The sequence below is a fragment of the Blastococcus sp. SYSU D00813 genome (assembly GCF_054050735.1).
In genome coordinates this window covers 1-13680 of sequence record NZ_JBJGZX010000003.1, presented here as the reverse complement: position 1 = coordinate 13680, position 13680 = coordinate 1, and the positions used below count along the sequence as shown (strand labels likewise).

At 76.4% G+C, this 13680-nt stretch carries 12 protein-coding genes; 9 read left to right on the top strand and 3 right to left on the bottom strand.

All coding sequences use genetic code 11. From position 1 onward, the window contains the following. Positions 1-42: 42 nt before the first annotated feature. Positions 43-1314, bottom strand: a complete 1272-nt coding sequence (locus tag ACI8AX_RS02660) for a M18 family aminopeptidase (protein WP_456548245.1) — start codon at positions 1312-1314, stop codon at positions 43-45. A gap of 62 nt (positions 1315-1376) precedes the next feature. Here ACI8AX_RS02660 and ACI8AX_RS02655 point away from each other — a divergent pair, with 62 nt between their 5' ends. The 6 genes from ACI8AX_RS02655 (at position 1377) to ACI8AX_RS02630 (ending at position 6784) form a co-directional block, all read left to right on the top strand. Further along, on the top strand, positions 1377-2291 hold the full coding sequence (locus ACI8AX_RS02655) for an AAA family ATPase (RefSeq protein ID WP_456548244.1): 915 nt from the start codon (positions 1377-1379) through the stop codon (positions 2289-2291). Next, the gene (locus tag ACI8AX_RS02650; protein ID WP_456548243.1) at positions 2281-3417 is read left to right on the top strand and encodes a vWA domain-containing protein; all 1137 of its coding nucleotides are present in this window, start codon (positions 2281-2283) and stop codon (positions 3415-3417) included. Before ACI8AX_RS02655 ends, ACI8AX_RS02650 begins: the two co-directional genes overlap by 11 nt. 65 nt (positions 3418-3482) lie before the next feature. Continuing rightward, on the top strand, positions 3483-4604 hold the full coding sequence (locus ACI8AX_RS02645; RefSeq protein WP_456548242.1) for an XdhC family protein: 1122 nt from the start codon (positions 3483-3485) through the stop codon (positions 4602-4604). 92 nt (positions 4605-4696) lie between these two features. Continuing rightward, on the top strand, positions 4697-5212 hold the full coding sequence (locus tag ACI8AX_RS02640) for an MOSC domain-containing protein (protein ID WP_456548241.1): 516 nt from the start codon (positions 4697-4699) through the stop codon (positions 5210-5212). Between the two features lie 97 nt (positions 5213-5309). Beyond that, positions 5310-6041, top strand: a complete 732-nt coding sequence (locus ACI8AX_RS02635) for a hypothetical protein (RefSeq protein WP_456548240.1) — start codon at positions 5310-5312, stop codon at positions 6039-6041. Between the two features lie 41 nt (positions 6042-6082). After that, positions 6083-6784, top strand: a complete 702-nt coding sequence (locus ACI8AX_RS02630; RefSeq protein WP_456548239.1) for a hypothetical protein — start codon at positions 6083-6085, stop codon at positions 6782-6784. 13 nt (positions 6785-6797) lie between these two features. Here ACI8AX_RS02630 and ACI8AX_RS02625 read toward each other — a convergent pair whose 3' ends face one another. Beyond that, entirely contained in the window at positions 6798-7427 is a 630-nt protein-coding gene (locus tag ACI8AX_RS02625; protein ID WP_456548238.1) for a hypothetical protein, read from the bottom strand. A gap of 235 nt (positions 7428-7662) precedes the next feature. Between ACI8AX_RS02625 and ACI8AX_RS02620 the strand changes: the two genes are divergently transcribed. After that, entirely contained in the window at positions 7663-8802 is a 1140-nt protein-coding gene (locus ACI8AX_RS02620) for an NDMA-dependent alcohol dehydrogenase (protein ID WP_456548237.1), read from the top strand. 100 nt (positions 8803-8902) lie between these two features. Continuing rightward, the gene (locus tag ACI8AX_RS02615; protein ID WP_456548236.1) at positions 8903-10801 is read left to right on the top strand and encodes an AAA family ATPase; all 1899 of its coding nucleotides are present in this window, start codon (positions 8903-8905) and stop codon (positions 10799-10801) included. Between the two features lie 10 nt (positions 10802-10811). On the opposite strand, the gene ACI8AX_RS02610 is transcribed toward ACI8AX_RS02615, so the two are convergent. Beyond that, entirely contained in the window at positions 10812-11690 is an 879-nt protein-coding gene (locus ACI8AX_RS02610) for a response regulator transcription factor (protein WP_456548235.1), read from the bottom strand. Between the two features lie 190 nt (positions 11691-11880). Here ACI8AX_RS02610 and ACI8AX_RS02605 point away from each other — a divergent pair, with 190 nt between their 5' ends. After that, the gene (locus ACI8AX_RS02605) at positions 11881-13581 is read left to right on the top strand and encodes an AMP-binding protein (protein ID WP_456548234.1); all 1701 of its coding nucleotides are present in this window, start codon (positions 11881-11883) and stop codon (positions 13579-13581) included. The last annotated feature ends 99 nt before the right edge of the window (positions 13582-13680 follow it).

Here is a 13680-nt window from a genome sequence, read left to right as displayed (position 1 = left end):
ACTCCCGTCGGGAGTGGGGCCGTTTGCCGTCCGGTGGCGGGTTCAGTCGGCCAGGCAGGCGGTGAGCGCGTCGGCGTACAGGGGGACGTCGAGGGCCGAGGCCAGCTCGCGGCAGGAGTGCATGCCCAGCATCGGCGCGCCGACGTCGACGGTGGGGACGCCCAGCCGGGTGGCGGTCAGCGGGCCGATGGTGCTGCCGCACGGCAGGTCGGCCCGGGAGACGAAGTACTGGAACGGCACCTCCGCCTCCGCGCACCGCTCCGCGAACCAGGCGGCGCCCGCCGCGTCGGTCGCGTAGGCCTGGTTGGCGTTGACCTTGACCACGGTGCCGCCGCCCAGCCGCGGCTGGTGGGCCGGCTCGTGCCGGTCGTACCGGGTGGGGTGGACGGCGTGCGCCATGTCGGCCGACACCAGCCGCGACCGCGCCAGCGCCCGGGGCATCGCCTGCGCGTCCCCGGCTCCGCCGGCGGCCACCAGCCGGGCGACGACGTCCTCGAGGAAGCTGCCGCGTGCCCCCGACATGGACCCGCTGCCCACCTCCTCGTGGTCGTTGGCCACGAGCAGCTGGGTGCGCGGCCCGGCCGGCGCGGCGACCAGCGCGGTCACGCCGGCGTGGCAGCTGGCCAGGTTGTCCAGCCGCGGTGCGGCGACCCAGGTGCCGTCGGCGCCGGTGACGCCCGCGGGCTGCGTGTCGGCCAGCACGAGGTCCTGGGCCAGCACGTCGCCGGGAGCCACGCCCGCGGCCTCCGCCACGGCCGCGCTGAGGTCGGCCGTGTCGGCGAGGTCGGCCGACCACACCGGCACCAGCTCGCGCTGCGGGTCGAGCTTCAGCCCGTCGCGCACGCCGCGGTCGAGGTGGATGGCCAGCGAGGGCAGCCGCAGCGGCGCGCCCGGCAGGCGGACCAGCGCCTGGGCGCCGCCGCGCAGCACCACCCGGCCGGCGACGGTGAGCTCCCGGTCCAGCCAGGTGTGCCAGAGGCCGCCGCCGTAGGGCTCGACGCCGACCATCCGGTAGCCGGCCTGCCGGACGTCGGGCCGGGGCCGCACGCGGAACGTCGGCGAGTCGGTGTGCGCGCCGACCATGCGCAGCCCCGCCTCGGCCGGCGGTGCGCTGCCCACCCGGAAGGCGATGAGGCTGCCGTGCCGGACGACGAAGCGCTGGTCGCCCGGTGCCGGCTCCCAGGGGTCGCCCTCGGCGAGCTCGGTGAACCCGGCCGCGGTGAGCCGGCGCGCCATCTCGGCGACGGCGTGGAACGGGCTGGGGGCGGCGTCGACGAAGGCGCGCAGGTCGTCGCCGGATCGCGGGTCGGGCATGCCGCCATCGTGCCCTGACGGGCGGCGACCCGGCCCGGGCGCGAGGTGGGATGCTCGGCGGCGTGACAGAGACCACCGTGCCGCCGGCGGCGTCGCCGACGGGGTTCGCCGACCCCGACGCGCTGGCCGACGCGCTGCGCGCCACCGGCTACCTCCCCGACGAGGGGCTGGCCACCGCGGCGTACCTGGCGCTGGTCATGCGCCGTCCCCTGTTCCTGGAGGGGGAGGCGGGGGTGGGCAAGACCGCGCTGGCCCGCGCGCTGGCCGAGGTGACGGGCCGCCCGCTGTACCGCCTGCAGTGCTACGAGGGCCTCGAGGCCAGCCAGGCGCTCTACGACTGGGACTTCGGCCGGCAGCTGCTGCACCTGCGCGCCGCCGAGGCCGCGCACGCGACCGGCGACACGCAGGCACTGGAGGCATCGCTCTACGACCGGCGCTTCCTGCTGGCCCGCCCGCTGCTGCAGGCGCTGGAGGACTCCCCGAGCGTGCTGCTGGTCGACGAGGTCGACCGCGCCGACGACGAGTTCGAGGCGTTCCTGCTCGAGGTGCTGTCGGACTTCACCATCTCCATCCCGGAGCTGGGCACGGTCCGGGCGGAGGTGCCGCCGCTGGTCGTGCTCACCTCCAACCGCACCCGCGAGGTGCACGACGCGCTCAAGCGCCGCTGCCTCTACCACTGGCTGCAGCACCCCGACTTCGACCGCGAGGTGGCGATCCTGCGGACCCGCCTGCCGGAGGTCACCGAGCGGCTGGCGCGCGAGGTGGCGGGGGCGACGGCGAAGCTGCGCGGGCTCGACCTGCTCAAGCCGCCGGGCGTCGCCGAGGCGATGGACTGGGCCAGCGCCCTGCACGCCCTGGGCGCGCGGGAGCTCGACCCGGACCTGGCGGCCCGGACCCTGGGCGCGGTGCTCAAGTACCGGGAGGACACCGACCGGGTGCACTCCCTGGCCCGCGGAGCGCTCTTCGGTGGGAACTGAGGCGGCGGCCGCGGGCGCGACGCCGCCGCGGGACGTCGTCGCCACCGTCCTCGGCTTCGCCCGCACCCTGCGGGTCGCCGGCGTGGCCGCGTCCCCGGACCGCGTCGAGGCGATGCTGGAGGCGGTCGGCGCGCTCGACGTCCTCGACGCCACGGACGTGTACTGGGCCGGCCGGCTGACCCTGTGCGGCGGGCCGGACGACCTGGACCGCTACGACGCCGCCTTCGCCGCGTACTTCGGCGGCGAGGCGCCGCGGGCGCGGTCGTCGGCGGCGACCCCGAAGCCGGTCGTGGCCGTGTCCGCTCCGCTCGAGGCCGGCACGGGCGAGGGGGAGGACGACGAGCCCTCCGACGTCGCCGGGCAGGCCAGCGCCGACGAGGTGCTGCGGCACCGGGACGTCGCCGAGCTCACCGTGGCCGAGCGCGAGGAGCTGCGCCGGCTGTTCACGCTGCTGCGGCCGGCCTCGCCGATGCGCGCCTCCCGCCGGCGGCGGCCCAGCGCGCACGGCTCGGTGCACGCCTCGCGCACGGTGCGGCGGGCGCTGCGCGACGGCGGGGAGGTCACCCGGCTGCTGCACCGGCGCGCCCGGCCCCGCCCGCGCCGCGTCGTCCTCCTCGTCGACGTCTCCGGCTCCATGAGCCCCTACGCCGACGCGCTGCTGCGGTACGCCCACGCGGCGGTGCGTGCCCACCCGGCGGCGACCGAGGTGTTCACGATCGGCACCCGGCTCACGCGGGTGACCCGCGAGCTGCGGCTGCGCGACCCGGACAAGGCGCTGGCCGCCAGCGGGGCGGCGATCCCGGACTGGTCCGGCGGCACCCGGCTGGGCGAGGTCCTCAAGGCCTTCCTCGACCGGTGGGGGCAGCGCGGCACCGCCCGCGGCGCGGTCGTCGTCGTGTGCAGCGACGGCTGGGAGCGCGGCGGCACCGAGCTGCTCGCCGAGCAGATGGCGCGGTTGCGGCGGCTCGCGCACGCGGTCGTGTGGGTCAACCCGCACAAGGGCCGCGAGGGGTACGAGCCGCTGACCGGCGGCATGCAGGCGGCGCTGCCGTCGCTCGACGCGTTCGTGGCCGGGCACAGCCTGGCCGCGTTCGAGGAGCTGACGGGAGTGATCCAGCGGTGTTGAGGTGTTGTGCGGAGTGCCACAGCGCAGGTCTCCTGCGCTCCTGCACTCCACTGGAGGAGGCGTAGATGCGTGACGTGCTCGACGACCTGGTCGGCTGGTGGCAGGCGGGGGAGACGGTCGGCATGGGGACCGTCGTGGCCACCTGGCGCTCGGCGCCGCGCCCGGCCGGCGCCTCGATGCTGGTCGGCCCGGACGGGACGGCGGTCGGCAGCGTCTCGGGCGGCTGCGTCGAGGGCGCGGTCTACGAGGAGGCCCGCGACGTCGTCGAGTCCGGCGTCCCCACGCTGGAGCGCTACGGCGTCAGCGACGACGACGCGTTCGCCGTCGGGCTGACCTGCGGCGGCATCCTCGACGTGTTCGTCGAGCAGGTGTCGCGGGAGTCGTTCCCCGAGCTGGGGGAGATCGCCGCGTCGGTCGGCCGGCACGAGCCGGTCGCCGTCGTCACCTGCGTGAAGGGGCCGGAGGACCGGCTGGGCAAGCGGCTGGTCCTGTGGCCCGACCGCGCCTCGGGCACCCTCGGCCTGCAGCGGCTGGACGACGCCGTGGCCGCCGACGCCCGGGGCATGCTCGCCGCCGGCCGCACCGGCCTGCTGCACGTGGGCCACGACGGCGAGCGCCGCGGCGACGACCTCACCCTGTTCGTCAACTCCTTCGCCCCCGCCGCGCGGATGGTGGTCTTCGGCGCGATCGACTTCGCGGCGGCGGTCGCGCGGGTCGGTGCCTTCCTCGGCTACCGGGTCACCGTGTGCGACGCCCGGCCGGTGTTCGCCACCGCCAAGCGGTTCCCCGACGCGCACGAGGTCGTCGTCGACTGGCCGCACCGGTACCTGCAGGAGGAGGTCGACGCCGGCCGGATCGACGAGCGCACGGTGCTGTGCGTGCTCACCCACGACCCGAAGTTCGACGTGCCGCTGCTGGAGGTCGCGCTGCGGCTGCCGGTGGCCTACGTCGGGGCGATGGGCTCGCGGCGCACCCACGACGAGCGGATGGCCCGGTTGCGCGAGGCGGGCATGACCGACGCCGAGCTGGCCCGGCTCTCCTCGCCGATCGGGCTGGACCTGGGCGCCCGCACGCCCGAGGAGACCGCCGTCTCGATCGCCGCGGAGATCATCGCCGGCCGTTGGGGCGGCACCGGGGAGCGGCTGACCGGCGTCGAGGGCCCGATCCACAAGACGGCCGAACGCTGAGCCACCTCGCCGGGAGCACGTCGCCCGCGGACGTCCCGGGAGACCTCCCCCTCCGGTACGACGTCGAGGTCCTCGGGCTGGTCGTCTCGCCGGTGCACCGCTACGACGGGCGGCCGTCCGGCGCCGTGCCCGCGCAGGCCGCCGACCGGGTGACCCGGGCCGAGGTGCGCGCCGGGTACGGCGTCGTCGGCGACCGCTACGCCGGGAAGCCGGCCCACCGCGACGCCGCGCTGACCGTGCTGGCCGTCGAGTCGCTGGAGTCGCTGGCGGCCGAGCTCGGCGTGCCGCCGTTCGACCCGCTGCTGGCCCGCCGCACGGTCGTCCTGCGCGGCGCGGAGGTGGAGGCCCTGCGCGGGGTGGAGTTCGCGCTCGACTGCGGCGAGGGCGCCGTCCGGCTGCGCGGCGGCCGGCCCGCCAACCCGTGCGCCTGGATGGACGTCGTCCTGGCACCCGGCGCGCACCGCGGCATGCGCGGCCGCGGCGGGGTCCGCTGCGCGGCGCTGTCGGACGGCGTGCTGCGGGTCGGACCGGCCGTGCTCACCAGCGCCGTCCCGCTCGACCCCGCGCGGGCCGGGGACGCCGTGCGGCCGGCCCCGCGGAGGACCTGACCGGGAACCGGGACGGGCGGGTCACGCGACGGCGGCCGGCTGCCGATGAGGGAGGGACCGGCTCCGGCCGGCTCTCCCCTCGACGAACGGAACCCCCATGCACGTCCGTGCCGCGGCTCTGGCCGGCCTCACCGCACTCCTGCTCACGGCGTGCGGGGGAGACGACTCCGGCGGCGGTCCGGCCACCTCCACGCCGGACGCGGCCGCCAGCAGCTCGGACGCCGCCCGGTCGGCCGCCGACCTGTCCGGCCCGGAGGTCGCTGCGGCGGCTGCCGACGCGCTGGAGCGGGCCGGCGCGGTGCGCCTGCAGGGTTCGATGACGATCGAGCCGGGGCAGGCCGAGGTGGACCTCCGCCTGCAGGGGGCCGACGTCGCCGGGACCTTCACCTTCGACGGGCAGGTCGTCCAGATCGTCGCCCTCGACGGCGCCGTCTACATGCAGGCGCCTGAGGAGTTCTGGGCGGCGCAGGGAGCACCCGCGGTGATGGCTGCACGCCTGGGCGGCGTGTGGGTCATGTCCCCGGCCGAGGAGGGGAGCGGGTTCGACGAGTTCTCGGTCGCCGCCCTGGCCCAGGAGCTGAGGGCCCCCTCCGACGGGGTGACCGTGGCCGAGGACGTCGTCGCCACCAGCCTCGACGGCGAGCCGGTGTGGGAGATCCGCGACTCCGAGGGCGCGGTCATGCACGTGGCCGCCGAGGGCGACCCCCTCCTCCTGCAGATGACCCGGACGGGCGCCGAGGCCGGCGTGGTGCGTTTCAGCGAGTTCGGTGAGAGCACGCTGATCACCCCGCCGGCGGACTACGTCGACCTCAGCGAGCTCGCGGGCTGACCGGCCCGCGAGCGACGACCCGAGAACGAGGAGCCGTGCGCGTGCGTGCTCTCGCCCTCGCCGGGCTCTGCACCCTCCTGCTGAGCGCCTGCGGGACCACCGTCGTGACGGGGCAGGCGTCCCCCGCCGCCGAGGCGACGCCGAGCGTCCCGGCGGCGGGCGAGCTGTCGGGGCCCGCGCTGGCCGGCGCGGCCGCCGACGCCCTGGAGTCCGCGGGGTCGGTCCGCGTGCAGGGCTCGGTCGGCGTGGGCGGGGGCAAGGCCGACGTCGACATGCGCCTGCAGGGTGCGGACGTCGACGCCGAGATGGTGGTCGACGGCCGGTGGATGCGCCTGCTGCTCAGCGGCGGCGACCTCTACCTGCGGGCGGAGGCCTCGTTCTGGGAGGAGCAGGGCCTGCCCGGCTCCCTGGTCGACTCGATGGCCGACACCTGGGTGCTCACCCCGCCGGACCCCCTGCTGGGAGCGGAGGAGATGACGCTCGCCGTCCTCGCCGCCGAGATCCGGTCGCCCACCGTGGCGACCGTCGCCGAGCAGGTGACCGCCGGGGAGCTGGACGGCGAGCCGGTGTGGCAGGTGGAGTCCTCCGACGGCAGCGTCCTGTCGATCGCGGCCGAGGGCACGCCCTACCCGCTCCAGATGACGACGCCGGGGCTGGGCTCGACCCGGTTCAGCGCCTTCGGCGCGGTCGAGCCGGTCGTCCCCCCGGCCGACTTCCTCGACCTGGGCGACCTCGGCGGCTGACCCCCGGGCCGGCTCAGTGCCCGACGGGGAAGGACGCCGACACGGTGAGCCAGCCGACGACGCCGTCCCCCGGACGGCTCATCAGCACCTGCCCGTCGTCGTACACCCCCACCTCGCTGTAGGGCACGCCGTCGCGGCTGGCGACGAAGTCGTGGTTCCAGGCCGGCCGCGCTGCCGCCGGCAGCATCGCGATGGGGGCGTTGGCCGCCCAGATGCCGTCGGGGTCGCGCAGGTGGACCTGCAGGTAGCAGATGCCGTCGACCACGCGGTAGCGCGCGCCGTCGCCGGTCACGACGAAGCCGCCGCTGACGGCGAGGGGCTGCCAGCCGGTGTCGGTCCGCTCCGGCTCGGCCTTCGCGACGTCCTGTGCCGGGCCGGCGGCGCGGTCGCCGGCGAGCGGCCCCACCGTCATGAGGGCCCACACCGTCGCGGCCGAGACCAGGGCGGCCCCGACCACAGGCGCCAGCCGGCCGGCCTGGGCACGCGGCCGGTCCTCCGGCGGGAGCGGCTCGGCCGGCGGGGGAGCGACGTGCGTGGCGGCGGGAGGCCGCGTCCACTCCAGGGTCGGCTGCCGCGGCGGGACGTCGACGGGCGTGGTGACGGCACGGGGCGAGGAGACGTCCCACCCGGTCGGCGAGGTCACGTCGGGAAGCGGCAGGACGTCGGCACGCCCGGATACTGGCCGGTCGCGTTCCGCCCTGCCCAGGTCGCTCGCCCGACCGGGCGAGCGGCAGCCTCCCCCCGTCCGGGGGTGGCTGCGGTCACACCCCCGTCCGCAGGATGGCCCTCACCCGGTCGGGCGCTCCACGAGCAGCACCGTCCGGTCTCGTCCGTGTAGCACGTCCGGCGCGCGCTGGCGGCCGGGGACTGGAGGGTCGATGAAGACCAGGGCAGCGGTACTCCGCGACGTCGGGCAGCCGTTCGAGATCACCGAGCTGGAACTCGACGAACCCAAGGCCGGCGAGGTGCTCATCCGCTTCGTCGCGGCCGGGCTGTGCCACTCCGACGAGCACCTGCGGCACGGCGACATCGTGCCGCGGTTCCCGATCGTGGGCGGCCACGAGGGCGCCGGGATCATCGAGAAGGTGGGCCCGGGCGTCACCCGCCTGCAGCCCGGCGACCACGTCATCTGCTCGTTCCTGCCGGTCTGCGGCCACTGCCGCTGGTGCTCCACCGGCAAGTCCAACCTCTGCGACCAGGGCGCGACCATCCTCGACGGGATGCTCCCCGACGGCACCTACCGGTTCCACGACGAGCAGGGCAACGACTACGGCGGCATGTGCATGCTCGGCACGTTCAGCGAGCGCGCCGTCATCAGCGAGAACTCCGCGGTCAAGGTCGACTCCGACCTGCCGCTGGACAAGGTCGTGCTGATCGGGTGCGGCGTCCCCACCGGCTGGGGCTCGGCGGTGCACGCCGCGGCGACCGAGGCCGGCGACACCATCGTGGTCTACGGGATCGGCGGGATCGGCATCAACAGCGTGCAGGGCGCGGCGCTGGCCGGGGCGCGCAACGTCGTCGCCGTGGACCCGCTGCCCAACAAGCGGGAGGCCGCCGAGCAGCTCGGCGCCACGCACAGCTGCGAGACCGCCGAGGAGGCCCACGAGCTCGTCCAGCAGCTCACCCGCGGGGTCGGCGCGGACAAGGCCATCATCACCGTCGGCGTGGTCGACGCGAAGGTCGTCGGCGACGCGGTCAACACCATCCGCAAGGGCGGCGTCGCCGTCATCACCGGGTTGGCCGACCCGACCAAGAACAACATCGAGCTCAACAGCGCGATGCTCACCCTGTTCGAGAAGACGGTGAAGGGCAGCCTGTTCGGCTCCGGCGACCCGTTCCACGACATCCCGAAGATGGTCGAGCTGTACCAGTCCGGGGACCTCAAGCTCGACGAGCTGATCACCCAGACCTACACGCTCGACGAGGTCAACCAGGGGTACAAGGACCTGGTGGACGGGAAGAACATCCGCGGCGTCGTCCTCTTCGACACCCCGCCGCTGGAGGGCGCACCCGCCTGAGGTCCCGCGCCGTCGGCACCCGCGAGATCTGCACACTCGGGCCTCTCGGAGCCCGGAAGACCCCGAGTGTGCAGATCTCGCCGAGCAGGAGAGGGGTCGCGTGACCCAGGCACCACCCGGCACGACGCCGGACACCCCGCCGCACCCGGTCATCGGCCTGCGCCGGGAGCGCGAGGTGCTCACCGTCGCGCTGCGCACCAACCGGCACGTCGTCCTCGAGGGGCCGCCGGGCACGGGCAAGTCGACGCTGCTGCGGGCGATCGCCGCCGACGTCGGCCAGGAGGTCGTCTTCGTCGAGGGCAACGCCGAGCTCACCCCGGCCCGGCTGATCGGCCAGTACGACCCGGCCGCCGTCCTCGCCGGCGGCTACGTGCCCGAGAGCTTCACCGACGGCCCGCTGCTGACGGCGATGCGCGGCTCGGGCCTGCTCTACCTCGAGGAGCTCAACCGGATCCCCGAGGAGACGCTCAACGTCCTCATCACCGTGCTCACCGAGGGCGAGATCACCGTGCCGCGCCTGGGTCACGTGCGCGCGGCCGCCGGCTTCCGGCTGATCGCGGCGATGAACCCCTTCGACGCCATCGGCACCGCCCGTGTCGGCCAGGCCATCGCCGACCGGATGTGCCGGGTGGTCCTCGGCTACCAGGACGAGCAGGCCGAGCGCTCCATCACCGGTGCCGTCACCGCCGCCCCCGCCGACCTGACCGCGCTCGCCGTCCGCCTGGTCCGGGCCAGCCGCGAGCACCGCGACGTGCGCATGGGGTCCTCCGTGCGCGGCGCCATCGACCTGGTGCTGCTGCTCGGCGGGCTGCTCGAGATGCGCGGCATCGGCCACCTGTTCGCCGCCGGCGCCCGGGAGACCGCCCGCGACGCCGCGCACGCCGCGCTGTCGGGGCGGATCCGGGTCGCCGACGGCGTCGAGCGCACCCCCGAGGCGGTCGTCGACGACCTGCTCGACGAGATCTGGCCGGAGGACGGTGCGCCGCCCGAGGCCGGCGAGCCGCCCGGCGGTGGCGACCAGGAGCCCCCGGGAGCCTCGGGAAAAGGTGAGGGCCCGCCTGCCGAGCAGGCGGGCCCGGAGTCCGCGTCGTCCCTGCGCCGCGACCGGCGCAGCGGCGGCGCCCGCCGGCAGACCGGCCGGCGGGAGATGGCCGCCCGGCACGAGGCCTTCGCCGAGGTCAGCCCGGAGGTCGGCGAGTTCGACGAGGACGCGTTCTCGTCGCTGATGGCGCAGGACGCCGACGCCGCCGCGGCCCTGCTCACCGACCTGACGCTGGCCACCGACCGGGAGCTGCGGGCGGCCGCCCAGCGGGTGGCCGCCCGGGTGTTCGTGCAGGTCGGCCGCGTGGGCCGGACGCGGACCCGGGGCACCCGCCGGCTGGTGCCCGACCGCCGGGGGGACGGCGACCTGGACCTCGACCGCACCCTGGACCGCTGGGACCCCGGCCGGGCCCTGGCGCCGGAGGACCTGGTCACCCGCACCTGGACCGGCGCCCGCCGTGCGGTGTGCCTGGCGGTGGACACCTCCGGCTCGATGACCGGCCTCGGGGTGGCCATCGCCGCGGTCGCCGCCGCGGGGGTGGTGCTGACCGCCGACGAGCGGCTGCAGACCAGCGTGCTCACCTTCGGCCGCGAGGTCGACGTGGTGCAGCGGCACGGGCAGCGGCGGGCGCCCGAGGACCTCGTGCAGCACCTGGTCACCCTGCGCGGCCACGGCATGACCGACCTCGCCGCGGCGCTGCGGGCGGTCCGCGGTCAGCTGCTGCCCGCGGTGGCCGACGAGCGGGTCGCCGTCCTCCTGTCGGACTGCCTGCACACCACCGGCGACCCGCCGGAGACGGCGCTGGGCGGCATCGACCGGCTGCACGTGCTGTGCCCCCTCCCCACCCCGGAGGCCGAGGCGGCGGCCCGCTCGCTGGCCGCCCGCGGCGGGGGGACGGCGGAGATGGTCCGCTCGATCCGCGACCTCGGCCCGGCGCTCACCCGGCTGCTCGGCTGAACGGCCCGTCTCAGGGGAGCAGGCCGGCCCGGCGGGCGTGCACCACGGCCTCCAGCCTCGTGTGCGCGTCCAGCTTGGCCATCGCCGCGCTGAGGTAGCTCTTCACCGTCTCCGGCCGCAGCGAGAGCCGGGCGGCGGCCTCGCGGTTGCTGCAGCCCAGCGCCACCTGCGCCAGGACGTCGAGCTCGCGGGCGGACAGGTGCACCGGCGGCTGCTCGGCGGCCGGCTCCGACCGGGCGCCGACGGCGGCCAGCCGCGTGCACGCGTCGAGCAGGCGCTCCCGCAGCGCCTCGTCGGCGGTGGCCTGGGCGGCCAGCCGGAGGTCGGCGTGCACCGCCCGCACCTCCTCCCAGCGCGCCGGGTCCTCGTGCTCCCGCGGCCCGGTGGACGCCGCGGCGAGCAGCGCCACCCGCCGGTCCACCTCGTCGCGGACGGCGAGCTCGGCGGCCATGCGCCGCGCCGAGCGGGCCAGCGCGTCGCGGACCCGGTCGCCGACCGAGCCGCGCTCGCGCGAGGCCGCGTAGACGACGGCGCGGGGCCGGCCGGCCACCAGCACCGGGACGGCGACCACCGTGCACAGCCCCTCGGCCAGCACCGGGCCGTCGTACTCGTGCGTGATGTCGAGGGCGCGCTCGTAGTGCTCCACCCCCGCCGGCCGGCCCTCGGCGATCACCCGGCCGCCCAGCCCCGCGCCCGCCCGCACCTCCAGGCCGCGCAGGTGCTGCGTCCGGGCGCCGAGCAGCTCGCCGATGCGGATCGCCGCGCCGTCACGGTCGGCCCGCACCGGACCGCCGAAGACGACGCCCATCCCCGACCGCGCGTGCACCTGGCGGACCGCGGCGCGCAGCACGTCGCGGTCGTCGGGCCGGGCGGCGGCCGGGACGGACACGGCAGCTCCCTCCCGCAACGGCGGCCGAGTGACCCGGGTCACGCTAGTGCAGCACGGGCGCCCTGGGGGCCGCCGGTGTCCGGGCGTGCAACGTCGGTGCAACGGTGGCCGGGGCCCGGCGCGATCGGGGGTGGCGGGCCGGTCGGGCCGCTGCCCAGGATGCGGGGACGACGAGAGGGGACCCGCACCGATGCCCGACAGCCCGGCCACCGCCCGCTACCGCGCCGCCCGAGACCAGTTGCTGGGGCTCAGCGGGGACCACGAGAAGGCGGTCGCGGAGTTCCGCTGGCCGGAGGTCGAGGGCCCGTTCAACTGGGCCGTCGACTGGTTCGACGTCATCGCCCGCGGCGTCGACCGGCCGGGGCTGGTCATCGCCGGGGAGGACGGCAGCGAGGGCAGCTGGTCGTTCGACACGCTGGCCCGCCGGTCGGACCAGGTGGCCGCGTGGCTGCGCGACCGCGGGGTGTGCAAGGGCGACCGCGTCGTCCTCATGCTCGGCAACCAGGTCGAGCTGTGGGAGTCGATGCTCGCCGTGATGAAGCTCGGCGCGGTGATCATGCCGACCACCACGGCCCTGGGTCCGGCCGACCTCGCCGACCGCATCGGCCGCGGCGGGGCCCGGCACGTCGTCGCCAACGCGGCGGACACGGCGAAGTTCGCCGACGTCCCCGGCGACTACGGGCGGATCGTCGTGGGCGGCGCGGCCGACGGCTGGGCCTCCTACGCCGACGCGGCCGGCGCGCCCGACGAGCCGCCCGGCCACCCGGGGACGACGGCGACCGACCCGCTGCTCCTGTACTTCACCAGCGGCACCACCAGCCGGCCCAAGCTCGTGGAGCACACGCAGGTCAGTTACCCGGTCGGGCACCTGTCGACGATGTACTGGCTGGGCCTGCGCCCCGGCGACGTGCACCTCAACATCAGCTCGCCCGGCTGGGCCAAGCACGCGTGGAGCTGCTTCTTCGCCCCGTGGGCGGCCGAGGCGACGGTGTACCTCCAGGACTACCGGCGCTTCGACGCGCCGGCGATGCTCGACCGGATCCGCTCGGCCGGCATCACGACCTTCTGCGCGCCGCCGACCGTCTGGCGGATGCTCATCCAGGCCGACCTGTCCGGCGGCGCGGGCTCGCTGCGCGAGGTCGTCGCCGCCGGGGAGCCGCTCAACCCCGAGGTGATCGAGCAGGTGCGCCGGGCGTGGGGGCTCACCCTGCGCGACGGCTACGGCCAGACCGAGACGACGGCGTCGGTCGGCAACACCCCGGGCTCGGTGGTGAAGCCGGGGTCGATGGGCCGGGCGCTGCCCGGCGTGCCGGTCGTGCTCGTCGACCCGGTCAGCGGCGAGCCGGGCGACGAGGGCGAGATCTGCCTGGACCTGGCGCAGCGGCCGCTGAGCCTGATGACCGGGTACCAGGGCGACCCCGAGCGGGCGGCCGAGGCGATGGCCGGCGGGTACTACCACACCGGCGACGTCGCGACCCGCGACGCCGAGGGCTACATCACCTACGTCGGGCGCACCGACGACGTCTTCAAGGCCAGCGACTACAAGATCAGCCCGTTCGAGCTGGAGAGCGTGCTGATCGAGCACCCGGCGGTCGTGGAGGCGGCCGTCGTCCCGGTGCCCGACCCGGTGCGCGCCGCCGTCCCCAAGGCGTACGTCACCCTGGCGCCGGGCTGGGAGCCGACCGCCGACACCGCCCTGGCGGTGCTCCGGCACGCCCGCGAGCGGCTGGCGCCCTACCTGCGGGTCCGCCGGCTGGAGTTCGCGGAGCTGCCCAAGACGATCTCGGGCAAGATCCGCCGGGTCGAGCTGCGGGAGCGCGAGGAGCAGCTCGCGCCGGCCGGCAGCGGCGCCGAGTTCAAGGACACCGACTTCCCCGAGCTGCGCGGCTGAGCGGAGGGGGGGGGGGGGGGGGGGGGGGGGGGGGGGGGGGGGGGGGGGGGGGGCGGGGGGGGGGGGGGGGGGGGGGGGGGGGGGGGTGCGTGGGTGGGG